Below are 26,412 nucleotides of genomic sequence, written 5' to 3'. Positions count from 1 at the left end.
CCTTACCTCACCTTCAGGGTGGCAAGACCCAGCAGCACCAGCACGAGGGTGATGATCCAGAAGCGCACGATAACGCGCGGCTCCGGCCAGCCCTTCTTCTCGTAGTGGTGATGGATCGGCGCCATACGGAAGATCCGCACGCCGCGCAGCTTGTATGACCCCACCTGCAGGATCACCGAGACGGTCTCCATCACGAAGACACCGCCCATGATCACCAGCAGAAACTCCTGACGCACCAGTACGGCGATGGTACCGAGCGCGCCGCCTAGCGCCAGCGAGCCGACGTCGCCCATGAAGACCTGTGCCGGATAGGTGTTGAACCAGAGGAAGCCCAGACCCGCACCGACGATGGCAGTACAGACGATCACCAGCTCGGAGGTATAGGGAACATAGGGAATATGCAGGTAGCTGGCGAAGTTGACGTTGCCGGTTGCCCAGGCGATAAACGCAAAGCCGCCCGCCACCATCACGGTCGGCATGATGGCCAAGCCATCCAGACCATCGGTCAGGTTGACCGCGTTGGAGGTACCGACGATGACAAAGTAGGTCAGCAGGATAAACATCAGGCCAAGCTGCGGCATCACATCCTTGAGGAAGGGTACCACCAGCTGGGTCTGACCATCGTGGGTGGCAGTAGCATAGAGGAATACCGCTACTCCCAGCGCAACGGCGGATTGCCAGAAGTACTTCCAGCGGGCGATCAGACCGTCAGTGTTCTTGCGCACCACCTTGAGGTAGTCATCGGCAAAGCCGATGGCACCATAGGCCCCCAGCACAAACAGCACCAGCCAGACATAGGGGTTGTCGAGGCGGCACCAGAGCAACACGGAAGTGAAGATGGCGGCAATGATCATCAGCCCCCCCATGGTCGGGGTACCCCGCTTGCTGAGGTGAGACTCGGGACCATCGTTGCGGATCACCTGACCGAACTTCAGGATCTGCAGGCGACGAATGAGGCGAGGCCCCATCCAGAGCGCGACACCCAGACCGGTAATAATCGACAGGATGGCGCGAAACGTCAGGTAGGAGAAGACGTTGAAGAAGGTGAAGTGCGGGGTGAGCAGTTCAGCCAGCCAGACTAGCATGCAGCTGACTCCTGATGGTCGACGACCATCTTGACGATATCTTCCATGCGGGAGCCACGGGCACCTTTGACCAGAATCGAAATTTCCTGATGTGTATTAATCATTTGCGCAAGCACTTCAAACAACGACGCCTTGTTATCGAAATGTCGGCCAGCCGCGGCATCTGCGGTATGGCGACTCTCTTCCCCCACTGTCAGCACGGCATCCAGACCGCACTCGCGGGCATGATGGCCAACCCGGGCATGTTGCTCGGCAGACTCCTCACCCAGTTCCCGCATATCACCGAACACCAGCACTTTGAAGCCGCTCATGGCGGTCAGGGCATCGATGCCCGCCAGCACGGACTCCACGCTGGCGTTGTAGGTATCGTCCACCAGGGTCAGACCGCCCCAGCGCTGAACGCAGAAGCGTCCCTTGACCGGAGCCATCAGCTCCAGACCGGCTTTGACCGAGGCCAGAGAAGCACCGAGCGCCAGGGTACCAGCGGCAGCAGCCAGCGCATTGGCCACGTTATGGCGGCCGGGGATCGCCAGAGTCAGGCTCACCTCGCCCTGCGGGGTCACCATAACGAACTCGGCACAACCCTGAGCGTTGAGAACCACTTCGCGAGCATGGAACGGCTGGCTCTGATCTTCGATGGAGAAGGCGCAGCGAATGCCACGCTCACGCCACTTAGGCCAGAATTCGTTGTCGGCGTTGACGATGGCGCAGCCGCCTTCGCTCAAGCCCTCAAAAATCTCGCTCTTGGCGTGGAAGACCCCTTCCAGCGAGCCGAAACCCTCAAGATGGGCAGCTGCGACGTTGTTGATGATGGCGGCATCGGGCTTGGCCAGCGAGGTAGTCCAGGCGATTTCGCCCGGATGGTTGGCACCCAGCTCCATCACCGCAAACTTGTGTTGCGGCTCGAGGCGCAGCAGGGTAAGCGGCACCCCCACCTCATTGTTGAAGTTGCCAGCGGTGGCCAGCACCTCTCCTTCATGACGCAGGATGGCGGTCGCCATCTCCTTCACCGTGGTCTTGCCGCAGCTGCCGGTGATAGCCAGCACTTTCGGGTTGATGCGCTCACGCACCAGTTTGCCGAGATGGCCCAGCCCCTTGAGGGTATCGGCTACCACCAGTTGGGGAATGGCCAGCGGCAATTCGCGCTCGACCAGCAGGGCTGAGGCCCCCGCCGCCAGCGCCTGCTCGCAAAAGTCGTGGGCATCGAAGCGCTCGCCGCGCAGTGCAACAAACAGAGCGCCAGCACCCAGAGTACGGGTATCGGTGCTGACCGCAGTAATCTCGCCATCTTCACCAATCAGACGGGCATCGAGCACCTGCGCCAGGTCGGCAAGCCTGAGGGTCATCATTTGAATGACTCCATTAATGTGTGCAAAGCAGCAGCGACGGTTTCCCGGTCGCTATAGTGCCGCTTGTCGGTTCCAATGATTTGATAATCCTCGTGGCCTTTGCCGGCCACCAGAATGATGTCCTGTTTGCTCGCCTGACCGATAGCCAGGTTGATCGCCTTGACCCGATCGTGCTCGACCTGCACCGCAGCAGGATCGCGAAGCCCCGCCACCATGTCGGCCATGATCCGGGCCGGCTCCTCGGTACGGGGATTGTCGTCGGTCAGGATCACGCGATCCGCATACTGTTCAGCCATGGCTGCCATCATGGGGCGCTTGCCGCGATCCCGATCACCACCACAACCGACCAGACACCAGAGCTGGCCTTTGCAGTGCACGCGCAGTGCCTGCAGCGCCTTGTCCAGCGCGTCCGGAGTGTGGGCATAATCGACCACGGCAAGGGGCGCATCACCACCGCCAAAGCACTCCATGCGACCGGTCACCGGCTGCAATTTCGGGGCAGTTGCCAGCAGCTCGTCGAAGTCATAGCCGAGTACCAGCATGACACCCATCGCCGCCAGCACATTGCTGACGTTGAAGCGCCCGAGTAAGGGGGCGGATAATACACCATTCCCCCAGCTGGAGTTAATCTGCGCGCGAAAACCTTGCTGGTGAAAATCGAGTTGCTGCGCCGTTAACTGACGGCCGGAATGGTTTTCAATCGGGCCATTAACGCTGAACGCCACCGCTGAGGAATATTTTTCGAGCCACTTGGAGCCCAGCTCGTCATCGCGGTTGATCACTGCGTTCGTTTCGTCGACCAGCTGCAACAGTTGCTCCTTGGCGGCGCCATAGGCCTCCATGGTGCCGTGGTAGTCGAGGTGATCCCGACTCAGGTTGGTGAAGACCGCGGCAGCAAACGGCAAGGCTGCAACCCGATGCTGCACCAGACCGTGGCTGGAGACCTCCATCGCCACCAGATCCGCCCCCTGCTCTTGCAGGGCAGCCAGATTGGCTTGCACCTGAACGGCGCTGCCAGTGGTGTTTTCCGCTTCGATCAGGTTGCCAAACAGACCGTTACCTATGGTGCCCATCACGCCAGCCTTGCCACCCAGCAGGGTGCGCCAGTTGGCGACCAGCAGCGCTGTAGTGCTCTTGCCGTTGGTCCCTGTGATCCCCACCAGCTCCAGTTTTTTGGCTGGCTGATCGTAGAAATAGCCTGCGAGGGCGGAGAGATGAGCAGGCAAATCGCGCATTCCGATGCAGGGAACGGAAACCGCTGGCGCGATAAATTCACCGTCCTCCTCAAACACAACAGCGGTCGCCCCCTGAGCCACCGCCTGTTCGATAAACCGTCTGCCGTCCACCTGATGGCCGCGAATGGCCACGAAGAGAGAGCCGGGGCCGACCCGCCGGCTATCCAGCTGGATATCGGTCAGGGCAAGCGCCGGCGCCGTAATGCCGAAGGGGCGCAGTAATGAATCAAGTGCGCGGTGCAACAGGAGCCTCCGTACTGGCGAGTTTGGTGGGTACCGAAGGGGGTACCGCATCCGGACGAATATTGAAGAGTTGCAGTACCCCGCCCATGGCCTCTGCAAACGGCGGGGTCGCCACGGCGCCACCATAGTAGGCGCTGCCTTTTGGCTCGTTGATTACCACCACCATGACAAAACGGGGATCACTGGCCGGGGCGAAGCCGGCAAACCAGGCCATGTAATCCTTGCCATAGCCACCTGCGACGGCAACCTTGGCGGTACCACTCTTGCCACCCACCCGGTAGCCCGGGATCTTGGCCTTGGGAATGGCATTGTCGACCACGTATTCCAGCGCCTGCAGCATGGCGGAGGCGTTGTTGTGGTCGATAACCTGCTCACCCTTGGGCGGCGTGGTGACCTTGACGATGGAGATGGGCACCCGCTTGCCCTTGTTGGCCAGGGTGGCGTAGGCGGAAGCCAGTTGCAGCGGGGTAACCCGCAGACCATAACCAAATGAAAGGGTCGCCCGCTCGATATCGGACCAGCGGCGACGCTGGGGCAGCATGCCGCTGCTCTCGCCCATCAGGCCGCTACCGGTATCCATGCCGAAGCCAAACATGCTGAGGGTGTTGATCATCTCTTGCGCCGGCATCCGCAGCGCGATGCGCGACATACCGATGTTGGAGGAGTAGCGCAGAATGTCGTAGAGGTTGGTCGCCCGGTGGATACTGACGTCCTTGATCTGCTTTGCGCCGATAAAGAGCGGCCCGCCCTGAATGAAGTCTTTCCAGCTGGTGACACCGGCTTGCAAGGCACTGAGCAAAATCAATGGTTTGACAGTGGAGCCCGGCTCGTAGGTATCGGTGACCACCCGGTTGCGCACCCGGAAGCTCTGATACTGACCGCGGTTGTTCGGGTTGTAGGAGGGTGTGTTGACCATAGCGAGCACTTCGCCGGTCTTGATATCCAGCATCACCATGGAGCCAGATGTCGCCTTGTTCTCGTCGGTGGCCCGCTTGAGCGCACGATAAGCCAGCGCCTGTACCCGTTGATCGATACTGAGCTGCAGATCGTTGGCGTTCTTGCCCTCCTTGACGATGCCAAGGCGTTCGATGACCCGCCCCTGACGATCCTTGCGCACCCGCATCTCGCCCGGTGTTGCGGTCAGCCACTCGTCATAGCTACGCTCGATACCTTCGATACCGTGGCCATCGATGTTGGTCACCCCAACCAGATGGGCACTGATCTCGCCGGTCGGATAGAAACGGCGCGACTCGGGACGCAGATAGACACCACCCAGCTTGAGCCCCTTGATATATTCCGAAACGGCAGGGGTTACCTGACGCTGCAGATAGACAAAACGCTTGCTGGGATTGGCAATCCGTTGTTTGAGGGTATTTATGTCGATCTTGAGCACGGCAGAGAGCGCCATCCAGGCTCGCTCGTTGTGAATCGCGCCAGACTCGTGCACCGTCTTGGGGTCTGCCCAGACCGCTTCGACCGGCACGGATACCGCCAGCTGTTCACCGTTGCGATCGGTGATCATGCCGCGCACCGCCTGAGTGGAGGTGGTACGCAGGGAGCGCATGTCCCCCTCCTGGCGCAGGCGGTCAGGGTTGATCACCTGGATCCAGGCCAGACGCAGAATCAGCCCAACAAATGCGATGCCGATGAATACGACCAGCGTGCGAAAGCGCCACGGATAGATCGAGGGCGCTTTGACGTTCGCTTTGGCAGCTTTGGCTGTAGCCTTGCGTTTCATGGCAGGGTAATTACCTTCTCGGTGGTCACCAGAGGGCGACCCATTTGTAACTTATCCATCGCCAGAGTGGCCACCCGGGAGTGTTCCGCCAGGGTGCCCTGCTCCAGCAGGAGGTGACGCCATTCGATATTGAGGCGATCCTCTTCGGCCATCAGGTCGTTCTGTTTGGCAGTCAGGCCGCGCGTCATGTTGGTCACCAGGATCACGGCAAATGCAGTCACCAGCACGGCGACTGACAACAGGATCTGCAGCTTGTGCCGCCAGAGATCCGCAACGATCTCCTTGGCAAGGTGGACACGCACTTCGCTCATCGCTTACTCCGCCAGACGCTCGGCGACCCGCAGAACAGAGCTGCGCGACCGGGTGTTTTCCGACACTTCATGATCAGAAGGCTTGAGAGCCTTGCCGACCGACTTCAATTTGCGACCGCCAGCCAGCTGGGCCTCGGTCAACGGAATGCCATAGGGTACTTCCGGCCCCTTCTCGTGCTTGCGAATAAAATGCTTCACCAAGCGGTCTTCCAGCGAATGGAAGCTGATCACCGACAGACGACCGTGCGGAGCCAGCACCTCCAGCGCGCCGTTGAGCGCGGTCTCGATCTCGTCCAGCTCACTGTTGATGTAGATGCGGATAGCCTGGAAGCTGCGGGTCGCCGCATGCTTGCCCTTCTCCTTGCTCGGATTGACCCGGGCAATCATCTCGGCCAGCTGGCGGGTGCGCACGTAAGGCTCGGTAACCCGGTCGTGCACGATGGCGCGGGCAATCTTCTTGGCAAAACGCTCCTCACCGAAGGTCTTCAATACCCAGGCGATATCGTCTACATCAGCCTTGGCCAGCCACTCGGCGGCGCTCTGACCGGAAGTGGGATCCATCCGCATATCGAGCGGACCGTCTTTCATAAAGCTGAAGCCACGTTCGGCATCATCCAGCTGGGGAGATGAAACCCCCAGATCGAGCAGGAAACCATCCACCTTGCCCAGCAAACCGCGCTCGCTCAGATAACTGGTAATACCGGAGAAGGGGCCATGCACAATCTCGAAACGCGGATCCTGGATCTTGGCGGCCTCGGCGATCGCCTGCGGATCGCGATCGATGGCGATCAAACGGCCGTTAGGGCCAAGGTGTTGCAGGATCAGACGAGAATGACCACCACGGCCAAAAGTGCCATCGACATAGATACCGTCCGGCTTGATGGCCAGACCTTCGACGGCTTCGTGCAGCAGCACTGTGATGTGTTCAGCGGCTTGGGTCATTTATAAAGAGAAATCCTGTAGTCGTGGTGAGCTTGCCCAATCGTCCCCGGGCAGACCCAAGATGTCGTCATTGACCTGTTGCTGCCAGCGGGCTTCATCCCACAGCTCAAATTTGTTGAGCTGGCCCACCAGCATGATCTTCTTGTCCAGCCCCGCATGGTTGCGCAGTGGCTGGCTGAGCAGCAGACGGCCATTGCCATCCAGCTCGCATTCGGTTGCATGCCCGAGCAACAGCCGCTGCAAACGGCGTTCGGCGGGATTCATGCTGGAAAGGGTCTTGAGCTTGCGTTCGACCTCTTCCCACTCGTTCAGGGGGTAAAGCAGCAGACAGGGGTGGGCAATATCGATGGTGCAGACCAGCTGGCCGTCGCTTTCATCGCGCAGCCAGTCACGAAACTTGGTCGGAATCGCCAGTCGCCCTTTGCTGTCCAGGCTGATGGCGTGAGCGCCACGCAACAAATTTCTGTCCCTGAAGGTGAGTAAACGGGCGAATCGCCCCTTTTAAAACCACTTTGATCCACTTTTCCCCACCTTGAAGTTTAAGGACGTGGAGGGGGCTTTTCAAGCAAGGAGATCGGCCAGAGGGTACATATTGACGCAGCATTTGCGGGTTACGGATTGAGTGGGTTGATTTTCCACGAGTTATTTGTGGCGACAGAAAATACGATTAATAAAAAAGCTGTAGGTGAGCAGTTACTATCTGGGAGAGATGATGAAACGGAACAGCACAACGGCGCAGAGCAAAATACTGACGCAGATCACCGGATAGATGATATAGCCATCTTTGGAACGGCGGGCACGCAAAGAGACCAGATGACAAAGCAGCAGGTTGTAAATTATCAGCAGCGTAGTCAGCAGGATATTGACGGCAAAGGTCAGCTCGTGGGCAAACGCGATGTAAAGCCCCATGAGAATAAAATTGGCGAGGATCAGATATAGCAAAAACTTCTGGATTGCTTTACCTGCATTTGGGCTCTTTTTTACTCGTGTTATCATGCTTGCCACGTCCTGGATTACACATGATCAGACGACCCTAAATTCAGAAAACTGTTGAGATACATGATGTTTTTATTATTGTGCGATCCTTGTTCAACAAATTCACAATGACCAGGTTCATTTTCTTTTTACTAAGCGCGATGTTAATAACATCTACATCTTGTCACGCTTATAACAATTATCAATGGCAAACCGGCTTCCCTCCCCCGATACGTGGAGAGGGGGCCGAGCTGGTTAGTCAACAGCAAGCCTTTCTGCTTGCCCAGCGCCCCTATCTGCAACAACGTCTTGCCGAAACCCAACCCATCATCCGCTGGATCTCGGAACAGGTGCAGGAACGCAAACTTCCGCCCCTGCTGGCTTTTGTCCCTTTGCTGGAAAGCAGCTACCGCCTCGATGTTGTCTCTGCCGCTGGCGCAGCAGGCCCCTGGCAACTCATGCCCGATACGGCCAGGCGCTTTGCCGTGCCTATCAATAGTTCATTCGATGGCCGTTATTCACTGCCATTGGCAACCGACGCAGCTCTGACTTACCTTGGCTGGCTCTCTCGTTTCTTTGGCGGGGACTGGTTGCTGGCGCTGGCTGCTTATAACGCTGGAGAAGGGCGAGTGCTGAATGCGGTATTGAAAGCTGGCACCCGAAATATCTGGGCTCTGGATCTGCCGGCGGAAACCCGGGTTTACGTTGCCCGCTTTATTGCCCTTGCCAGAGTGCTCGACATGGCAAGCACCCACCATTTCCAGTTGCCGCCATGGAAAAGTGGCAACGACCTGAAGGTTTTTCGCAATCCGGAAGGCTGTTCGCTGCCTGCCTGGGCTCAGGCCAAAGGTGTATCCATGAATGACGCCAGCCGCTGGAATCCGGCATGGCAGCTCCCGGTACCGGCAGGAATAACCAATTGCCCGGTTGTTTACAGCAAAGCAAAAGCCCCGGTCACGACACCACAGCGGAGCAGCGGCAAGCTCATCTTCAAAGCTGTTTCACTCGAGAGCCTGCATGACCCGCTGCTGCTGAAGACAGCCAGAGGTCTTGATATGAGCCGTGGTGAGCTCAGGCTGGAACGTCAGCCAGATCCTCTTGGGATGACTCTGAAGCGGCCGTTGATTGCGGTACCCTGAAGCTGTGCCGCCAATGGCTCAATACCGGCGCAAGGTCAATTTGCTCCGGATGTGACCAGCGCGCCCCATAAAAACAGAGATGCTGGCCAATGGGACGGCGATGGGTGATGCGGCATGTCAGTGTAATGCGTGGCAACAGAGAAAGGGTTACTGTCTCGGGCAAAATGAATCGGGCAGGAGCAAGAAAGCCCACCCCACCCGGCCCGATATCCTTGATGACGGCCCGGCCAATGCTCTTGTCAAACAGCAAACCGGATATCAACAGGCGAGCTGCAATACCACAACTCTGCGATTCGAAGGGTGTAGCGCCATCATGGAGATACCAGCGAGGCACCTTTCTTCTCGGGTCATTGTGTGCGGTATGGAACAGAAACTCTGTTTCAGGGGCGTCCATTAACTGTCTTTTCCTTGGCTTGAGTGGCTGCTGCTTTGGTCTCGGCACTGAACAGCTGCTCCAGATTCTGTTCCGCTCTGGTCGTCATAATCAGCAACTCGATACGACGGTTCCGGCTACCCTGGGGATTTTCGCTATCTTCCAGCATGGTGTCAGACATGGCCACTACCTGAGCAATACGCTCTGGCGGCATGCCCCCCGCCAGCAACACCCGTCTCGCCATCATGGCGCGATCCGATGAAAGCTCCCAGTTGCTGTAGTTTTCACCCGCGAAAGGGGTGCTGTCGGTATGACCCGAGATCATGACCCGGTTTTCCACCCGCTGAAAAATCGGGGCAAGCGCCATCAGCATATGACGAAAGAAGGGGCTAATACGGGCACTGCCGCGGCTATACATTTCGCGATCGGCGTCATCACGGATCAGGATGCGCAAACCTTGCGGCACAATCTGAATCTCCAGATTGTTCTTGGCCTGCATTTGCTCCGCAAGATTACCGATAAACCCGGCAAGCTGCTTCATCTGATGCTCACCTTCCAGCTTGCCGACCAGTAGCTGCTCGTACCCACCACCGGGCCCCTCAGAAAAGATGCTCTGATTGCGATCCATATGTCTGGGGGTCAGCTGTCCCTTCTGATTAAACTTGGGATTGAGCTCATCGATGACCGAAGGATTGCCGCCCAGATCGACCGGATAGGGGCTATTGCGGATATCAAACGGGTTGGCCTCGTTATCCATGATGCTGTAATCGCGCAAGCGGCTGGCTACCATCTCCCGCTCCTCCTGGTTGGAGACCGCCAGGATCCAGAGCACCATGAAAAAGGCCATCATGGCCAGAGTAAAGTCGGCAAATGCCACTTTCCACGCCCCTCCGCTTTTGGGGGAGCTGTTACGCCTCTGCTGGCGCTTGACGATGATCTGTTCGTGGTTGCGCATTACATCGCCCTGTTGGTCACCCAGTCTTCCAGTTCCAGGAAGCTGGGTTTGACATCAGGTTCGAGAATCTTCCGGCCGGAATCGACCGCCAGCAGAGGCGTCTTGCCACGTAGCTGGGCAATCAGAATGGATTTGATGCACATCAGCAGACCGACCCGGCGTTTGACCATCTCTTCCATGGCGTTGCTGATGGGTTCGAGCAGACAGTAGCAGAGGAAAATACCGATAAAGGTACCCACCAACGCCGCCGCCACATGCACCCCGATATTGCTCAGAGGGCCATCGAGTTGCTGCATGGTGATAATGATCCCCATGACAGCCGCCAAAATACCGAAGCCGGGGCAAGCCTCGCCGGTTTTGTGAAGTGCATGGGCAGGCTTGAGCATATCCTCCTCAATCGCCATGATCTCCTGCTCCAGGATGGTATCGAGCTCATGAGGAGTGATCTTGCCCATCCCCAGCAGACGAAGGTTGTCGATGATAAAACCGAGTAACTGGGGATCTTCCGAAACTTGCGGATACATCAGAAACACCGAGCTTTGCTGGGGGTTTTCAATATGCTCGTCCAGCGCTTTCATCCCCTTGTTGCGCGTCTCCTCCAGCAGTTGGTGCATCAGCGTCAGCAACTCGCGATAGACCTCGCGCTCTTCCTTGTTGGGCTTGAAGCACATCTTCAATTGCGCCCACATCTCGTGCATCACCTCTTTCGAGTTGCCAAGAAACATGGAACCAGCAGCAGCACCCACAATAATGATCAGCTCGGCTGGCTGCCATAAAGCCGCAAGGTTGCCACCTGCCATCATGAAGCCACCCAGCACGCATATTAATATGACGCCGATGCCAATCTGTTTTTGCATGAATGCTCCCGAATTCTACAACCACCCCCACGAATCATGGGGCACTACTATATGGAGTCGACCAATCGCTGCTTGAGCTGAAGTACACATTGCTTGTGCAATTGGCAAACCCGCGACTCGGTCAGCCCCAGCACCAGCGCAATCTCTTTCATATTCAGCTCCTGCTGATAGTAGAGAGAGAGCAGCAGCTGTTCCCGCTTGTCGAGGAGAGTCAGCGCCTTGCTGATGGTCATGGCCATATCGACATCATCAGATTCAGTTGCAGGCGCCCTTCCACCGTTCTCCAGCCACTCTTCAAGGCTCTGCAAAGCCTCAGCCTGGCTGGCATACGCCAGCTGGCGTACCTCTTCGATGGTGCAGTTCAACGCAGCGGCAAGCTCTTGTTCGGTTGGCGCCCGGCCCAACCGGTTATGCAGGTCTCGCTGGACTTGATTGTGGCTATGTACCTGCTGGCGCAGTTGACGAGGCCGCCAGTCGAGTCGACGCAATTCATCGAGCATGGCGCCCCGGATCCGCTTGAAGGCATAGCTCTCGAACTGGACATCCGGTTCGCTACCGTAACGACGCCAAGCCTCCAGCAACCCCATCATGCCGACCTGCTCCATATCCTCCTGATCAAAGCTGGCGGAAACCTGGCTGCGCAGGTGGCTGGCTGCTCGCTTAACCAGCGGCAGATAGCGGGTCAGAATGGCCTGCTCGCCGGTACGGGGCGGAGAAGAAGTGAACTCGTGAGGGGCATCCCAGTCGACATCGATCATATCTGTCTTATTGCACCAGAACCTTGGTGATCAGCACTTCGTCGAGGTAGGTCTTGTAACCGTAACCTTGCAAGGTGGTGACCAGTTTGGCGAGCAGGGAACCCTGCAAAGAGGTGATATTCTGCAGCTCTTTTTTCACGTCATCGTGGGTACGGTGACTGAAATACTGCACCATGGCGTTCCGGATAAGTGGTGTCAGCTCGTTCAACGTGTTCAGATGCGCCTTGTTGTGAGTCACCAGAGCCAGCTCAAGTACCAGATAGTGAGACTCAACCCCGCCATCGAGACTGATGACGAAGCGCTCCATCGGCTTGAACAACGGGGTGGCACTCAACTCTGGCTTGGGCTCTTCAAGACCGAGCCAGACCGCAATGGTATCGCGCTTGAGATAGGCACCATAAGCAAGCACAAGCAACAGGCAAAGAGCCATGACAACCAACATTAACCACTTCATGATACGGCGCATCATTTTGATTTCACTCTCGATTTAGCCGGTTTAGGTCACACCAGGGTGTTGAGCCATGCACGCTCATCCTGCCCGGCAGTTTCAAATTCATCTTGCCATTGGCGACGGCCCGCCAGGATTTTCTCCTGTTGCCACTTTCCTTGCGCATCGCCTTGTCCCCCGCCCTGCCCGACGTTGACTTCAACTCCACCGGCATGGTGAGGAGCCAAACTCATGCGCAACCGCTCCATCGACTGGATCAGCGCGTCCCTAACAGCCGGGTTGGTCACATTGAGTTGAACATTGAGCCGGTCACCCTCGACCCGAACAGTCAGTTCGAGTCGACCCAGCTCGGGAGGGTCCAGGCGAATATGAGCCTGCTTGATCTGCTGGTTCACCTGCAGCTCGACCTTGTCCTTGAGCACATCGACCAGCTGCTGCCCCCACTGCACCTGGGTTTCAGGCAGTTTGACCGGAGCCCACTGATACTCGGCAACTTTCGGTGCAGGCACTGATATCTGATTGCTCACAATACCTTTGAGGTCAGGAACACCAGACTCCCGTTCCCCTGCACGCTCAACACCCAGCAGGCTCTGCAAGCTGGCTATCGTCTTCTCGCGTATGGCTGCGTCATCACTGCGCGCCGAGGGACGAGCCAGCATTGAACTGGAAAAATCAGTAGCTGCGCGATCGACTCGCTCCTTGTTGCCAGAGACAGGCGTCTCCATGACAGGCTGACTCTTGTCCGTTTCCGGCTGCTTGTACGCAGATAGCGCCCGCAGGGCGGCAGAGACAGAGGGTGTGCTACCCTGCACATCCTCGCCGGACTCTACATTGCCAGCAGTGGCAGCAGCCGCGTCGGAAGAGACGATTGCAGCTCTCGTGCTGGCTTCATGCAAAAGGAATGGGGGAGGCATATTACTGAATGCGTCCAGCCGAGCCGCAACATTATCAGCGACCTCGTCCGGTTCATCCTGTTCTACTTCTTCCTTTACTTCTTCGGTCGCAGGAGCAAAAGCTCCCTCTTCCAGCAACAGGTCAAGTGGTGGAAATAATCCCCCCTGATCCTCCGGCTGACGAGCAAGACGGGTAAAACCGCTCTGTTCTGGAATCGCCAATGCCTCGGGACCGGAAAACTGAATCATGCCCACTCCTGCACCTCTCCGTATGCTTGCAAACCTTCTCTCTTCCGGGACAGCTCCTGCCATTCGCGCTCACGCAAGGTCACCTCTTGCCGGCACAGCTGTTGTGCCTCTTGATGCCAACTGCGAACCTGCGCTCGCGCAGCAGACAATGAGGCCCACAGCTCAGGCTCTTTGGCCATGAGCTCGGCAAATCTGGCCAGCTTGCTATCGGATAAACGAACGGCATCCCACTGACCGGCATGAGCCTGCTGCAAAATCAGGCGGCCCAGGCCAAGCAGTTGACGCTGGCGTTTATCCAGCTCGGCTGGAAGGTGGGTTGACCCAATCAGTGGCATGCTATTGCTCCCAAAGAAAACAGCTCAGCCAACTAGCAAGGAGCAGGCCATATATGGAACTCGGGTATTTCGGAGCGCACTGGCGGTTTTCGCCTGCATGAGAGGAAGAGGGACTTCCGCCTTAGCGCGGATGACGCGCCATCGCTTCCCAGCCCTCTTTCAGCTCCAGCAGGATGCGGCGCACTTCGGTAAAACCGGCAATATCGTTGGAGACGCTGATCTCGAACAGACGCTGACCGCAGTAGTCATAGAGACGATGCAGATTGCTAGCGAGTTCACCGCCCTTCTCCATGTCCAGTGCGCTGTCGAGCCCCCCCAGGATCTGCAAACACTTGCTGATTGCCTGTCCTTTGCGTTCAAACTGACGGGCTTGAATATGCCCCTCTGCTCTGGCCATTTCGTCGAGCAGGCCATCCATCAGCATCAACACCAACTGATGTGGATCCGCACTCGCAGCCTTGGCCTGAGTTGCCGCAAACTGGTAGGCATCATAGCCATCTTGATGTTCAAACATGTAAAACTCGCTTGCTCCGGATGAGGCAGCCAAATAGCAAGACCCCTTACAGGTTGCCCATGGTCTGCATCATCTGATTCATGGTGGTAAATTGGTTGAGGTAGCGCTTATACGCGGAATTCATACGGCGATCCAGCGCTTCCATTCGCTCATTCACCCGCTTTTCACCGGCCTCCAAGCTGCTTTTGCGTCCTTTGAGAGCACCATCACGTTTGGTATAGGGATCCAGAGAATCACTCATCCGTTTGAGCAGACCGTTATCCCCCATCAATGCCTTGCCCAGCAGCTCGGGATCCTTCTCCAGCGCCTTGTTGAAGTCAGTCTCGCTGAAAGAGAGCTTGCCTGTTTTGTCAGTCTTTATGCCTAGGCTACCCAGACTAAGTCCGTTGGGCAGATCGCGCACACTGTTGGCAAGCGCGCTTTTGAGGCTGCGGACACCACTATCGGAAGATAGCGCCCCGGGAGCCTTGGGATCGCTGGACGTCATCTTGGCCAGTTCGTCGACCAGCTCGTTATAGCTGTCTACAAACTTCTTGAGAGAGCCGGTCACCGCCTCTTTATCCTGTTCGACAGTCACCTGCAGAGGAGCATCACCGCTTTTCTGGGCCTTGGTAAGTTGGAGGGTCAGGCCATCGACCACATTTTCAATCTTGTTACTGGCCGAGGTGATAGTTAAGGGATTGTCTCCCCCCATCTGCAACTCGGCATCCTGAGCTTTGGTTATCTCGCTCTTGTTGGTAACAGCGATACCCAAAGACGAGTTCAAATCACCGCTGTAATTCACAGTGATAGCATTCTCTTTACCACTATCCTTGCTGGTCAACACCATATTGACCTTGCCGTCGGTCCTAACCAGTGTGGCTTTAACACCAGGGTTATCCTTGGCATTATTGATATGGGAAACCAGATCCTTCACTGTCGACCCAGCAGGTAGGGTGGCCAGATCGATATCCACACTCTTGCCTTTGACCGTCAAAGAGAATACGCCATCTGCAGGCAGAGGAGTGGTTTCGCTATCCAAGCTCAGGCCAACCTGATGAGACTGAGCGAGTTGCTTAACGAAGAAGTTGTATTGACCGGAGCTGGCCTTGCCATTGCTCGTCACCGTCATGATCCCTTCCTGAGACATAACCGCCTTCTGGGCTTGCAGGTTGGATGCTTTGTTCAGATCCTTGAGCATGGTCTGAAAACTCGACAGCTTGGTCGTGAGCGTGCTGATTGCACTCTGTTGTCCCTTGATACTGTCCATCTGCTTTTTCAGCAGCTTGTCCATATTCTGGCGCTCGATAGCTACCAGTTGCATTGCCATGCTGGCCGGATCTACTTGCATCATTACACCCTTATTCTGTGGCATGCCTGTTGGAAAATACTTTATAAGCCCTTTCCAACCAACACGTATCGACTAAACAAAAGGCCGCCCGACAAGGGCGGCCAAACAACCTGTTAACGCAGCAGGGAAGTGACCATGCCGGTCATCTGGTTGGAGTTGGACAGCACAGACATGCCAGCCTGCATCAACATCTGGTTTTTGGTCATGTTGGTGCTCTCCTGAGCGAAGTCGGCATCCATGATTCGGCCGTTCGCCATGTCAGTGTTCTCTTTCATATTGGAGAGGTTGTTGACGGTGTGCTCCAGACGGTTGATGTTGGCACCGAAAGAAGAACGAGCTTGTCCAATATCTGCCAACAAATCGTCCATCTTCTTGATCTGACCCTGCATACCCGCTTGGCCCAAATCAGTCTTTTCTGCATCTTTCAAATCTGTATCTGCAGCATCGGTGATCTTTTTATTAACACCGTCTTTCACGATCTTGGACACGTCTACATCCAGCTTCTCTGCTGCAGTGCCGCCAATCTGGAATGTAACCTTGCCAGCACCAAACTTCCCTGCATCGGCGATAATTGCTTCGCCAGCAAAAGTAGTATTGTCCCGAATGTTTTTCAGCTCGGCTGACAGCTCTTTCATCTCGGCACCAATCGCAAGACGGTCTTTATCGTTAGTTGTACCGTTAGCCCCCTGAGTCGCCAAATCCTTCATACGCTGAACAATGTTGGTCATCTCGTCCATCGCACCTTCAGCAGTCTGCATCATGGAAACAGCATCCTGAGCATTGCGCATGCCAACCTTCTGGCCATTTGACTGTGCCTGAAGACGGGTAGCCATCTGCAGACCAGCTGCGTCATCGGCTGCAGAGTTAATGCGCAAACCGGTGCCCAGACGCTGCATGGCAGTGCCCAGCATCTTGTTGGTGGAGTTCAGTTGGTTTTGAGTGGTCAGAGAAGCAAAATTGGTATGAATGGACAAGCCCATGATCTATTCCTCGAGTTAAATGCTGCACAGCAGCTTGTTAGGTTGACATCAGATATAGACGACCTCTTTGCCGCTAAAATTAAATTCTATTGAGCATATTTCTATCTTTTGGCCGCTCTCATTACTGAATATCCTCGCCACATCCATTCATACGGCATGCGAATTGCTTCAAGTCGTCACCCTTCACTATCGGAAAGCGACATGACTGCATTTCTATATACCCCTCGGTTTGTCACGCAATTTCAATGCATTGGAGATGGCTGCAAAGACAACTGCTGTCATAGCTGGACCATCAGTATTGATAAAGCGACGTTCCGCAGTTACGAAAAACACCCGGATCCCGTAATACGGTCGTTGAGCAAACAACACATCCGCAAAGTTAAGAACAGCAGTGAACAATGGGGGGTCATAAAGCTTGACGAGCAGGATGCCTGCCCTTTTCTTGACGAAAAGCGATTGTGTCAGATCCACGGCAAGGCAGGGCCTGATGCACTGAGCCAGACTTGCAAGACCTACCCCAGAACCCAAACCCGGCTCGCCAACCAGCTCAAGAAATCGCTGGTTCTCTCCTGCCCCGAGGTTTGTCGGCACCTGTTGCTAGACCCAATGGCAATGCAGACTGAGGAGACCCAGCTCAGGCAGCCTCTCCCCTTTACCACCCCGCCATCCACTGCCATGGCAACCTTGCATAGTCTTAGCCTCCACGTCCTGACAGCCACCGATCTCCCGGTCGAACTGCGCCTATGGCTCATCGGATTACTGCTTCATCGGGATGCAACCTCCTTGTCGCACGAAGCATTTCTCGAACAGGTTGCGGTAATGGCCAAGCAGGGTGAGCTCTACGCCATGTTCGAACAACTGCCCTCCATACCCACATTGCAGTGGTGGGGGCTGAGAACAATTACCCATCAGCTGGTTGCATATTCACAGGGAAGACGTGGCCGCCAGACCATGCAATGCTGCCTCGACAAAATAAATCTGGTACTAGAGGGCGTTTATGACGAAGGCAAGCTGGCATTGTTGCAACAAACCTGGAACAACAAGGTAGCTCCCTTTCTGGCAACCAGGCCTCACATTCTCAACAACTACCTGCTCTATTACGTCTACAACAACAACTTCCCACTGCAGCAGACCACCCCGTTCCAGGCCTATCAGCTCCTGGTGATCGATTACTTCCTGCTGCGCAACTACCTCTGTCTGCTGGCCATGGACAAGGAGTTGGAAGAACAGGATGTCATCGATCTTTTCTACAGCTATCACACCATACGCCAGCACAACCGGAACTTTCTCAAGACTATAGAAGAGGGACTCAGTGCCTCCGGTTTTTCCTCCGATCTCACTCTGTACGCCTTGCTGAAACCCTGAAAAAAGAGACCGCCAGCATGTTGCTGGCGGTCTCTTTTTTCATCTTGGCGTTGATGTAGCGCGTCGCCCTTTACGTCAGAAGTGCTACCACATTCTGGCGCGATACATTGGCCTGAGCCAGCAGACCAGACATGGTTCCCATGAAACCGCCATCCTTTAGCTGTTCACTGAGCTTGCCCTGAAGCTGCTCAAGCTCCTGCTGCTTCATGTTCTGGCTACGCGCCTTGACCCGATCGAGCTGCTTGACCATCCGCTGGCGGAACTGCTTCAGCTCCCGTACGGATTGTTCGATTTCCCCAAGCAATCTTCTCAGGCGCTGTTGCTCCTGTCGCAACTCCCCCTTGTCGATACCTTCGCCCAGCTGGGTCAACTGCCCTGGTTTTGCCTTGAATTGTACCGGAACAGGGTTTCCGGCCGGAATGCGAATGCCTTCCCCACTAAGCAGAACAGGCTCGTCCAGTTTGCGCCGATGCAACTCCGGAACGCTCAGTTCCAGCTTGCCCAACTCGTTGAGACGCGCCTGAATGTGCTCTTTGCGCAGCGCCCGATCGAGCCTGGATGCGACATCTGCCTCATTGGCTCCTGCGGGCAGGGTCACCTCGACGGCACTGGCGGTTTGCGGGAAAGAGAACACCAGACGCTCGGCACTTGCCTTGGGACTTAGCAGATCGAGCCGATCGGCACTGTAATGAACCCGGCTCTCGGCGGCCGAGGTCAACAGGCGCGGCTTCAACTCCGAGGTCAGGGGGGCCTGTGGTCGGGTGAGCTTGTCTTCCAGCTGCTTGAGACGGGTCACCAGATCACCGCCGGCCTCACGATGCTGACCCAGCTGTTGTTCCAGCCGTTTCAACTCGCCCCAGACCTGGCTCAATGCCAGCTCACCACCTTGAGCGTGGGCAATCCGCTGCTGGGCTGTCCCGATCAGTGCCCAGCGGTCGAGCCGGACAATATTGGGCTGGCGCTCAACTTTTTTTGCCGGTCTGGATGTGTCCTGAGCAGTCAAGCGTCCGTGCAGCCGGGGCTGAGCGGGCGTCTCGGCCACACCGCCCGGACGGGTTTGCTGAATCTGCATCATGACTCCTTGCGCCTGACGTTATGGCATGTAGTTGAAGAGGCTCAATCCGTTGACCTTGGCAAATGCCTGTTGCTGCACTTGCAAGGCCATCAGCACATGGGCCTGCTGGGTAACAGCACTGGCATAGTCGAGGGACTCTATCTGATTGCTCACTTCCTTGCTATAGGTCCCCTTCTCGGTATGCCCCTCATCGACCTGATCAAGCAGGTTCATGCGAGCGCCGATGGTACTCACCATCTGGCTGATATCGTCCTGCAGCACCTTGCTGCGATCCAGCATGCTGCGCGCCTGATCGGCCGCATCGGGTGCTCCGCTCTCAATCGCGGCAACCATGGTATCGAGCTGCTTGAAGAAATCACCGTTATCGATGAACAGCTTGTCTGCCGTCTGGTTAAGACCGACCGTGACCCCCTTGGCGATGCTGACCTCACGCACCAGAGCATCACCCTGATAGACGTAATCACCGCTGGCATTTTTCACGAGTGTGGTCTGATTGACCTGGCTACCCGCAAACAGGCTGGAGCCACTCTCGTTGCGTGCATTGGCCAGATCGAACAGCCCCTCCTTGATGACTCCGACTTCAGTCGCGATGGCGCGGCGATCATCTTCTGACAAGGAGCCGGTTGCCGCAGTCTGGGTCAGTTCGCGCAGCCGCATCAACATATTGGTCATGGACTCCAGCTGGATTTCACCCTGAGAGAGCTGGCTTTTAGCGTTGGCGATGTTCTTCTGATACTGCTCCATCGCCACCTGCTCTTTCTTGAGTCCAAGCAGTTGCACGCTGCCCACCGGATCATCCGAAGGCTGCAGAATGCGCTTGTTTGAGGAGATCTGGCGATCGAGGCGAGCATACTCGCCGAAACCGTATTGCAGGTTATCGAGCATGCTGAGCTGGATCTGGTTGGTACTGATGCGCATGGTCACTCCGTCAGAACATGTTCAGGATGGAATTGAAGAGCTGATCCGAGGTACTAATCACCTTGGCATTGGCCTGATAGACCTTGGTGTATGCCATGATTTTGATCCCCTCTTCATCGGTGTTGACCCCGCTGACACTGCTCAGCTTGGTAGCCAGCTGCTTCTCCATATTGGCATCAGCCTGCATGGTCGCCTTGGCCTGTCCGCTCTGCACCGCTATCCGGCCAAGCAGGGCGCTGTAGGCGTCATACTGGCCATCTTTGATGGTGATGATCTCCTGCAGATTGCGGTTGTCGCCCTGCCCGCCCCCGGCCTTGGCAAAAGCGAGATGATCGCCGGTAAAGCCATCGGCAATCTTCAGGGTCCCGGAAGGGTTGAGCGGGTCGTAACTGAACAGGGGTTTGCCCGGGTCACCATTAAGGTCAACACCACCGGCCTGCTTGGCATTGAAGTCGTCGGCCAGTTTCTTTGCCATCTGGTTGAGTTCGTCGCGCAGCGGGCGCAGCACATTGGCACGGTAATCCATCACCCCGGCCAGAGTACCGCCATGCAGAGCGGGTACTTCGAAGGTCTGCGGGCCAAAACTGAGGCTGAGCTTGTCACCGGCCAGCGAGAGCGTACTGCTGCTGCCAGCCAGTACCAGCGGCTGCCCCTGAGGCAGACTTAGCGAGAAAGAACCATCGCTCTGCCGGTTGACCCTCACTTCCATATAAGCGGAAAGCTCGCGCACGATCTGCTCACGACTGTCTTCCAGAGCCGATGTATTGACCCCCTTGGAGGCCTGCTCGCTGATCTGCGTATTGAGTTCGGCAACCTGCTTGAGATAGCTGTTGACCTGAGAAACCGTGCTGTTCAGCTGATCGTCGATCTGCTTCTCCTGGGTCATCATGCTCTCGTTCAACTGACCATAGCGGTTCGCCAACGCGCCGGCAGAGCTCACTATCTGGCTACGCTGGGCCGGTGTTTCCGGGCTGTCGAGGGCTGCGCTCAGTGAGGCGAAGAAGCTGTCCAGCCCCTTGGCGATGTTCATCGACTCGCTGCCCAGAAGCTGCTCGGTGGTATTGATGTACTGATGGAACGAGTAGGAGGCCCCGGTCGCAGAGCGGCTGCGCCAATGCTGGGAAACCAGATACTCATCCGTGATCCTGCGAACACCGGTTACCTCTACCCCCTGGCCATTATCCAGCCGGCCAAAACCCGACAGGCTGCCCATCATGGCCTCCTGACGGCTATAGCCGATGGTATTGACGTTGGCGATATTCTGGGCGGTCACATTCAACGCGATCTGTGCCGCGTTGAGTCCGCTAAAACCGATATTGAGCAGAGACATCAGTCACCTTTCCTCATTTTTGCCGTGTTCAGAGGCTGACTGAAGGCAGCCAGGGTCTGTGATTCTGAAGCGACCGCCTGGTCGGCATTCTTTAATGTCGGTGCCAACTGACTGACCATCTGCTCTTTAAGGCCGATCCCGCCGCGCTTGACCAGGCTCATCGCCAGCTGGCTGTCATACATATCGCGATAGAGATCCTGCCCCTTGATGAGCTTGTCATCCTCATCCTGCAGGGCATCACTGGCCGAGCGCATATGCTTGAGCACGGTCTGCAGAAAGCTCACTTCGAACTGACCGGCTACGGCATCGAGCGCGGCACGCTGATCCGGGTTGCTCTTGATCTGCTGAAGTTCATTGAGATCCTGATAGAAACCAGGTTCCGAAGTTATTCGGGTCATAGAGATCCTTAGATGACCACCAGCTCTCCCTCGAGGGCACCAGCCTCATCGAGCGCCTGCAAAATGGCCATAACATCATCGGGCGTAGCCCCAAGCGAGTTGACGGCCTTGACGATCACCTCAAGAGAAGTGCCATCAGGCCAGACAAACATGTTGTTTCGTTCGCGATCCACCTGGATCTTCGAGTTGGGGGTCGTGGTGGTCTGTCCGTTGGAGAAGGCATTGGGCTGGCTGACGGTCTGGCTCTCGCCAATGGTCACCGTCAGGCTGCCGTGGCTGACCGCCGCCTTGTGCACCTTGACCCCCTGCCCCATTACCACGGTACCAGTACGGCTGTTGAACACAACCTTGGGTCGCTCCTGCCCCATGTCGACCTGCACGTCCTGCAGCAATGCCATGAACGAGATGCGCTGGCTTTCGTCACGGGGGGCTGCAATCTGAATGCGTCCGGCACTGACCGCTTTGGCAACCGGCCCCAGCTGGTGATTGATGGCCCGCTCCACATTGCGGGCCGTCTTGAAGTTGGGCTGATGCAGATTGAGCGTCACTTCAGGTTTGTCGGCAAAATTGCTGGCCACTTCCCGCTCAATGATGGCGCCATTGGGAATGATCCCCGCCGTCGGTACGTTGATGGTCACCGAAGAGCCGGACTGCCCCTCGGCCTTGATCCCGGCCACCACCAGATTGCCCTGGGCCACCGCATACACTTCACCATCGATACCACGCAAGGGAGTCAACAACAGCGAGCCGCCACGCAGACTCTTGGCATCGCCAATCGAGGTGACGGTTACATCCACCAGCTGCCCCTTGCCAGCCAGTGCCGGCAGGGTTGCCTGCACAGATACCGCAGCGACGTTCTTGAGCTTGGGATCGATATCATCCGGCAGTTGCACGCCAAACTGCTTGAGCATGTTGGCCATCGACTGACCGGTAAACTTCACCTGGCTCTTGTCGCCGGTGCCGGACAAACCCACCACCAGACCGTAACCAACCAGCTGGTTGGTTCGCATCCCCTGCACGTCGGCAATATCAAGCAGTGACCGCTTGGCGGCAGGAGCGGCATTCGCCCACCATGGCAGGCAGAGGCAAAGCAGGGCGATAACCCATCTGTTCATGTAAGACCTCAAAACGGTGCAAATGCGGAGCTGAAGAAGCGCCCCAGCCAACCCATCTGGTTGCTGTCGGCAAGCGCACCACGGCCGGCATAAGTGATGCGGGCATCGGCGATGCGCTGGGACGAGATGCGGTTGCTCTGGTCGATATCCTCAACCCGCACCATGCCGCCCAGACGGATATACTCATCACCCTGATTGAGACGGATCCACTTCTCGCCACGGATACCGAGCACGCCGTTGGGCATCACTTCGGCCACCGTCACCGTGATGGAACCGGCCAGGGTATTCTGCTGGCTGGATGTCGCTCCACCATCAAAATCCCGGTCGGCACTGAGGGTTGCCCCCCAGTCAGGACGCAGTTTGCCACCGATGGAAGGGGCTGGCACATTCATGCTGCTGTTCTTGCTCATGCTGGTGTTGGCTTTCTTGCTCGACTGGGTACGCTCTTCCAGCACCACGGTCAGAATGTCACCGATACGATAGGCGCGACGATCCTGAAACAGGGTCATCATGTAGTCGCCACGATAGAGACTGCCATCTTCCCCCCGGGCCGAGGCAGACTGCATGGGCCGTGAAGGCGCCCACTTCTCCTCGCCCGGCTCCGGAGCCTTGAGCTCATAGGTCGCGCATCCACCCAGCAACAGCACGACCCACAGGTAACGCCACATCATCTTCATCATCACAGCGCTTGAGTGACAAACTTGAGCATCTGGTCGGCGGAAGAGACCACCTTGGCATTCATCTCGTAGGCTCGCTGGGTGGTGATCATGTCCACCATCTCCTCCACCACGTTGACGTTGGAGCTCTCCAGCGTGAACTGCTTGATGGCCCCCATCGCCTCTTCGCCGGGCACCCCTTCGATGGCTTCACCGGATGCACCGGTCGCGCGATAGAGGTTGCCACCGAGCGCCTCGAGACCGGCCGGGTTGGAGAAGTTGGTCAGGGTGATGCGTCCCAGCTCCACATTTTCCTGCTGACCCGGCAAGGTGGCACTCACGGTACCATCGGTACCGATAGAGATCTTGGTAGCGTTGTCCGGGATCTGGATCTGCGGCTGCATCGGCAGACCATCGGCATTGACCAGCATCCCTTCCGCATTGCGATGCCACTGACCATTGCGGGTGTAGGCGGTCTCGCCATCGGGGCGCTCGACACTGAAGAAGCCGGCGCCGACCACGGCCATATCCAGCTCCTGGTTGGTGTTCTGGAACTGACCCGGGGTAAAGACCTTCTGGGTACCGACCACACGCACACCGTTACCCATCTGGATGCCGATGGGCGAGAGGTTCTGCTGATCCTGTTGTGCCCCCGGCTGACGCTGCACCTGATAGAACAGATCTTCAAAGGCAACCCGATCACGCTTGAAACCAACCGTGTTGACGTTGGCCAGGTTGTTGGAAATGCTGGCCATCTTGGCATCTTGGGCCGACAGACCCGTTTTGCTTACCCAAAGTGCTGCATGCATCTTTGTCTCTCCACCTGATTCATTCGGATGCCGAAGCACCTCTCAGCGGGACGATGCACCAAACTGCTCGTCCCGTTCATGATTAACCCTGACCGGAAATCAGCCGGGCTCCTTGTCTGGCCTGCTCGTCCGCTGTCTTCATCAGCTTGACCTGCAGCTCGAAGTTGCGGGTCAGCGACATGCTGCTGATCAGCTCGTCAACCGCATTCACGTTCGCCCCCTCCAGAAAACCGGAAGCCAGTACGACCTGCTCGCTGGTCTCGGCATCCCCCCCCTGTCGCAGGCGGAAGAGGCCATCCTGCCCCTTGACCAGCTCGGCGGGATCCGGGTTGACCAGCTTGAGGCGTCCCACGTCGAGACGGGCACCGCCGCCGGGCGGCGTGATGCTGAGCGAACCATCCTTGCCAAAACTGAGATCCCGATAGGCAGGAAGTACCATTTCCCCACCATCGCCCAGCACGGGGCGACCGTTGAGGGTCAACAGCCCGTCTGCATCGCTCTCCAGATTGCCGGCCCGGGTGTAGGCCTCTTTGCCATCTGCGGTCTGCACCGTGATAAAGCCTTCACCGCGAATGGCCACGTCCAGCCTGCGCCCGGTCTGCATCAGCGCGCCCGGCTTGAAGTCGGTGCCGGCCATCTCTTCGCGAGCCATGACCCGGCTGGGGTAACCATCACCGCTCAGGGCATAGGCCGACACCCGCTCGAAGTCAGCACGAAAGCCGGCGGTGTTGACGTTGGCCAGGTTATTGGCCCGGATTTGCTGGGCCATCAGGGTATGTTGCGCCCCTGACATGGCGGTATAGATAAGCTTTTCCACGGGTCAGCCCTTAGAAGGAGTTGAAGAGAACCTGGGTCATCTTGTCAGCTGAGCTGATGGTCTTGGCGTTGGCCTGATAGTTGCGCTGGGAGGTCATCAGGCTGACCAGCTCACCGGTCAGGTCGACGTTGGAGCTCTCGTAGGCCCCAGCAGTCAGCTGACCCATGGTGCCGGTTCCCGGCGCCCCCAGCACCGGTTGACCCGAGCTGAAGGACTGCTGCCAGGTGGTGTTGTTGGTCTGCAGCAGACCGTTGGGATTGGCGAAGTTCGCCATCACCACCTGACCCTGCTTCAGGCTCTGGCCGTTGGTAAAGGTGGCGAAGACGCCGCCATCGGCATCAACCCGTACACCGGTCAAATCGCCCGCGGTATAGCCGTTGGACTGGTTGCGAGTGGCATTGAAATCGGAGGCGTACTGACTGACTCGGCTCATATCCAGTTGCAGAGCAATTGGAGAGGCGCCCGCGGGTGCCAGCGCCAAATTGGCTGGAATGGTCGAAGCCCCCGTATCCAGCTTGCCATCAGCGGTGAATTTCATCGTGGCCCCGCCAGCAGGGGTGATATCAGTGCCATTGAATGTGTAATGCACGGCCCACTCATTGGGTGCCGTTTTGACAAAATACTGGGTGACGGTGTGCTCAACCCCGAGCGAGTCATAGACCTTGCTGGACTGTGAATAACTAAAAGTTTCCGATTTCTTAGGATCAAAATTGTAAGGAGGTTTGGTATCAATCACACTGGCATCAGCCTTCAGATTGGCGACGAACTCCAGCTTGTCGGATGCCTTGGCAGGCAGGCTGCCGGCTTTGACCTGAATGTCACCGATCACGCCGGATTGCAGCTCACCGGCATCATTGGTGGTATAGCCCTGCAAACGGGTACCGTTGGCGGTCGTAAGGTAGTTGTTCGGGTCACGCTGGAACATGCCGGCTCTGGTGTAGGAGGTCTGGCCGTTGCTGTCCTTGAGCACGAAGAAACCGCTGCCGGAGATGGCCAGATCCAGACCACGGCCGGTACGCATCACGTCGCCATTGCGGTCAAAGTTCTGGGATACGTTGTTCATCTCCACCCCGCCCGCCTGACCGCCACCATAAATGGCAGCAAACTCGGCACGGCTGGACTTGAAGCCTGCGGTACTGGCGTTGGCCACGTTGTTGCTGATAACGCTCAATTCCTGGTTTACGGCGCGCAGGCCGCTCAATCCGATACTGAAAGACACA

General features: G+C 57.0%; 28 protein-coding genes. 3 read left to right on the top strand and 25 right to left on the bottom strand.

Going from position 1 to position 26,412, the window contains the following annotated elements:
* Nucleotides 1-2 precede the first annotated feature (2 nt).
* Genes mraY through mraZ form a run of 7 tightly spaced genes read right to left on the bottom strand, consistent with a single transcriptional unit; the run spans nucleotide 3 to nucleotide 7,362 of the window.
* Nucleotides 3-1,085: a phospho-N-acetylmuramoyl-pentapeptide-transferase gene (gene mraY / locus I6L40_RS04475; protein WP_005341701.1), complete on the bottom strand. Its 1,083-nt coding sequence runs from the start codon at nucleotides 1,083-1,085 to the stop codon at nucleotides 3-5.
* Nucleotides 1,079-2,434: a UDP-N-acetylmuramoyl-tripeptide--D-alanyl-D-alanine ligase gene (murF, locus tag I6L40_RS04470; RefSeq protein WP_216995039.1), complete on the bottom strand. Its 1,356-nt coding sequence runs from the start codon at nucleotides 2,432-2,434 to the stop codon at nucleotides 1,079-1,081. Before murF ends, mraY begins: the two co-directional genes overlap by 7 nt.
* Nucleotides 2,431-3,915: a UDP-N-acetylmuramoyl-L-alanyl-D-glutamate--2,6-diaminopimelate ligase gene (murE, locus tag I6L40_RS04465; protein ID WP_216995408.1), complete on the bottom strand. Its 1,485-nt coding sequence runs from the start codon at nucleotides 3,913-3,915 to the stop codon at nucleotides 2,431-2,433. Before murE ends, murF begins: the two co-directional genes overlap by 4 nt.
* Nucleotides 3,896-5,650: a penicillin-binding transpeptidase domain-containing protein gene (locus tag I6L40_RS04460; protein WP_033115391.1), complete on the bottom strand. Its 1,755-nt coding sequence runs from the start codon at nucleotides 5,648-5,650 to the stop codon at nucleotides 3,896-3,898. Before I6L40_RS04460 ends, murE begins: the two co-directional genes overlap by 20 nt.
* On the bottom strand, nucleotides 5,647-5,961 hold the full coding sequence (gene ftsL, locus I6L40_RS04455; protein WP_005341708.1) for a cell division protein FtsL: 315 nt from the start codon (nucleotides 5,959-5,961) through the stop codon (nucleotides 5,647-5,649). Before ftsL ends, I6L40_RS04460 begins: the two co-directional genes overlap by 4 nt.
* Nucleotides 5,962-5,964: 3 nt before the next feature.
* Entirely contained in the window at nucleotides 5,965-6,903 is a 939-nt protein-coding gene (rsmH, locus tag I6L40_RS04450; protein WP_071913386.1) for a 16S rRNA (cytosine(1402)-N(4))-methyltransferase RsmH, read from the bottom strand.
* Entirely contained in the window at nucleotides 6,904-7,362 is a 459-nt protein-coding gene (gene mraZ, locus I6L40_RS04445; protein WP_033115394.1) for a division/cell wall cluster transcriptional repressor MraZ, read from the bottom strand.
* Nucleotides 7,363-7,521: 159 nt separating this feature from the next.
* Between mraZ and I6L40_RS04440 the strand changes: the two genes are divergently transcribed.
* Both I6L40_RS04440 and I6L40_RS04435 read left to right on the top strand, forming a co-directional pair.
* Nucleotides 7,522-7,842: a hypothetical protein gene (locus I6L40_RS04440; protein ID WP_185430657.1), complete on the top strand. Its 321-nt coding sequence runs from the start codon at nucleotides 7,522-7,524 to the stop codon at nucleotides 7,840-7,842.
* Nucleotides 7,843-8,006: 164 nt separating this feature from the next.
* Complete coding sequence (locus I6L40_RS04435) at nucleotides 8,007-9,017, top strand: lytic transglycosylase domain-containing protein (RefSeq protein WP_239693833.1); 1,011 nt, start codon at nucleotides 8,007-8,009, stop codon at nucleotides 9,015-9,017.
* A gap of 380 nt (nucleotides 9,018-9,397) precedes the next feature.
* Here the strand turns inward: I6L40_RS04435 and lafU are convergent, their stop codons facing one another.
* The 9 genes from lafU to lafA all read right to left on the bottom strand — a co-directional run bounded on the left by lafU (nucleotide 9,398) and on the right by lafA (nucleotide 16,709).
* Nucleotides 9,398-10,345 (bottom strand): lateral flagellar motor protein LafU, encoded by a 948-nt coding sequence (lafU, locus tag I6L40_RS04430; protein ID WP_071913382.1) that lies wholly within the window; start codon nucleotides 10,343-10,345, stop codon nucleotides 9,398-9,400.
* Complete coding sequence (gene lafT / locus I6L40_RS04425) at nucleotides 10,345-11,202, bottom strand: lateral flagellar motor stator protein LafT (protein ID WP_216995038.1); 858 nt, start codon at nucleotides 11,200-11,202, stop codon at nucleotides 10,345-10,347. The genes lafU and lafT overlap by 1 nt, the downstream gene beginning before the upstream one ends.
* 47 nt (nucleotides 11,203-11,249) lie before the next feature.
* Nucleotides 11,250-11,960, bottom strand: coding sequence for a lateral flagellar system RNA polymerase sigma factor LafS (gene lafS / locus I6L40_RS04420; RefSeq protein WP_216995037.1), 711 nt, complete (start codon nucleotides 11,958-11,960; stop codon nucleotides 11,250-11,252).
* A gap of 7 nt (nucleotides 11,961-11,967) precedes the next feature.
* Nucleotides 11,968-12,426: a lateral flagellar basal body-associated protein LafF gene (gene lafF, locus I6L40_RS04415; protein ID WP_042030211.1), complete on the bottom strand. Its 459-nt coding sequence runs from the start codon at nucleotides 12,424-12,426 to the stop codon at nucleotides 11,968-11,970.
* Nucleotides 12,427-12,461: 35 nt separating this feature from the next.
* Complete coding sequence (locus I6L40_RS04410) at nucleotides 12,462-13,550, bottom strand: flagellar hook-length control protein FliK (RefSeq protein WP_302054911.1); 1,089 nt, start codon at nucleotides 13,548-13,550, stop codon at nucleotides 12,462-12,464.
* Nucleotides 13,547-13,885: a LafX gene (locus I6L40_RS04405; RefSeq protein ID WP_156853730.1), complete on the bottom strand. Its 339-nt coding sequence runs from the start codon at nucleotides 13,883-13,885 to the stop codon at nucleotides 13,547-13,549. The genes I6L40_RS04410 and I6L40_RS04405 overlap by 4 nt, the downstream gene beginning before the upstream one ends.
* Nucleotides 13,886-14,006: 121 nt before the next feature.
* Nucleotides 14,007-14,399 (bottom strand): lateral flagellar export chaperone LafC, encoded by a 393-nt coding sequence (gene lafC / locus I6L40_RS04400; protein ID WP_043851611.1) that lies wholly within the window; start codon nucleotides 14,397-14,399, stop codon nucleotides 14,007-14,009.
* Nucleotides 14,400-14,445: 46 nt separating this feature from the next.
* Nucleotides 14,446-15,729, bottom strand: coding sequence for a lateral flagellar capping protein LafB (gene lafB / locus I6L40_RS04395; protein ID WP_071913441.1), 1,284 nt, complete (start codon nucleotides 15,727-15,729; stop codon nucleotides 14,446-14,448).
* A gap of 113 nt (nucleotides 15,730-15,842) precedes the next feature.
* Nucleotides 15,843-16,709, bottom strand: coding sequence for a lateral flagellin LafA (lafA, locus tag I6L40_RS04390; RefSeq protein WP_071913369.1), 867 nt, complete (start codon nucleotides 16,707-16,709; stop codon nucleotides 15,843-15,845).
* 156 nt (nucleotides 16,710-16,865) lie between these two features.
* Between lafA and fliB the strand changes: the two genes are divergently transcribed.
* Nucleotides 16,866-18,074: a flagellin lysine-N-methylase gene (fliB, locus tag I6L40_RS04385; RefSeq protein ID WP_338430059.1), complete on the top strand. Its 1,209-nt coding sequence runs from the start codon at nucleotides 16,866-16,868 to the stop codon at nucleotides 18,072-18,074.
* Between the two features lie 70 nt (nucleotides 18,075-18,144).
* Here fliB and I6L40_RS04380 read toward each other — a convergent pair whose 3' ends face one another.
* From I6L40_RS04380 to flgEL, 9 genes are all read right to left on the bottom strand, one after another.
* Nucleotides 18,145-19,146 (bottom strand): hypothetical protein, encoded by a 1,002-nt coding sequence (locus tag I6L40_RS04380; protein ID WP_071913366.1) that lies wholly within the window; start codon nucleotides 19,144-19,146, stop codon nucleotides 18,145-18,147.
* Between the two features lie 21 nt (nucleotides 19,147-19,167).
* Complete coding sequence (gene lfgL / locus I6L40_RS04375) at nucleotides 19,168-20,067, bottom strand: lateral flagellar hook-associated protein LfgL (protein ID WP_041210158.1); 900 nt, start codon at nucleotides 20,065-20,067, stop codon at nucleotides 19,168-19,170.
* Nucleotides 20,068-20,077: 10 nt separating this feature from the next.
* Nucleotides 20,078-21,397, bottom strand: a complete 1,320-nt coding sequence (gene lfgK / locus I6L40_RS04370) for a lateral flagellar hook-associated protein LfgK (protein WP_216995035.1) — start codon at nucleotides 21,395-21,397, stop codon at nucleotides 20,078-20,080.
* Nucleotides 21,397-21,795, bottom strand: coding sequence for a rod-binding protein (locus I6L40_RS04365; RefSeq protein WP_042030092.1), 399 nt, complete (start codon nucleotides 21,793-21,795; stop codon nucleotides 21,397-21,399). The genes lfgK and I6L40_RS04365 overlap by 1 nt, the downstream gene beginning before the upstream one ends.
* Nucleotides 21,796-21,803: 8 nt before the next feature.
* The gene (fgIL, locus tag I6L40_RS04360; RefSeq protein ID WP_071913361.1) at nucleotides 21,804-22,910 is read right to left on the bottom strand and encodes a lateral flagellar basal body P-ring FlgIL; all 1,107 of its coding nucleotides are present in this window, start codon (nucleotides 22,908-22,910) and stop codon (nucleotides 21,804-21,806) included.
* Nucleotides 22,911-22,918: 8 nt separating this feature from the next.
* Complete coding sequence (flgH, locus tag I6L40_RS04355) at nucleotides 22,919-23,590, bottom strand: flagellar basal body L-ring protein FlgH (protein WP_033115411.1); 672 nt, start codon at nucleotides 23,588-23,590, stop codon at nucleotides 22,919-22,921.
* Nucleotides 23,590-24,375, bottom strand: a complete 786-nt coding sequence (lfgG, locus tag I6L40_RS04350; RefSeq protein WP_033115412.1) for a lateral flagellar basal-body rod protein LfgG — start codon at nucleotides 24,373-24,375, stop codon at nucleotides 23,590-23,592. Before lfgG ends, flgH begins: the two co-directional genes overlap by 1 nt.
* A gap of 82 nt (nucleotides 24,376-24,457) precedes the next feature.
* On the bottom strand, nucleotides 24,458-25,192 hold the full coding sequence (lfgF, locus tag I6L40_RS04345; protein WP_216995034.1) for a lateral flagellar basal-body rod protein LfgF: 735 nt from the start codon (nucleotides 25,190-25,192) through the stop codon (nucleotides 24,458-24,460).
* Between the two features lie 10 nt (nucleotides 25,193-25,202).
* The gene (gene flgEL / locus I6L40_RS04340; protein WP_041210154.1) at nucleotides 25,203-26,411 is read right to left on the bottom strand and encodes a lateral flagellar hook protein FlgEL; all 1,209 of its coding nucleotides are present in this window, start codon (nucleotides 26,409-26,411) and stop codon (nucleotides 25,203-25,205) included.
* Nucleotide 26,412: the final 1 nt, after the last annotated feature.

Origin of the sequence: Aeromonas sp. FDAARGOS 1410, from assembly GCF_019048745.1 — a bacterium.
Lineage (GTDB): Bacteria > Pseudomonadota > Gammaproteobacteria > Enterobacterales > Aeromonadaceae > Aeromonas > Aeromonas jandaei.
The sequence above is the reverse complement of the archived record's forward strand: the minus strand, read 5'-3'. Positions and strand labels throughout refer to the sequence as shown.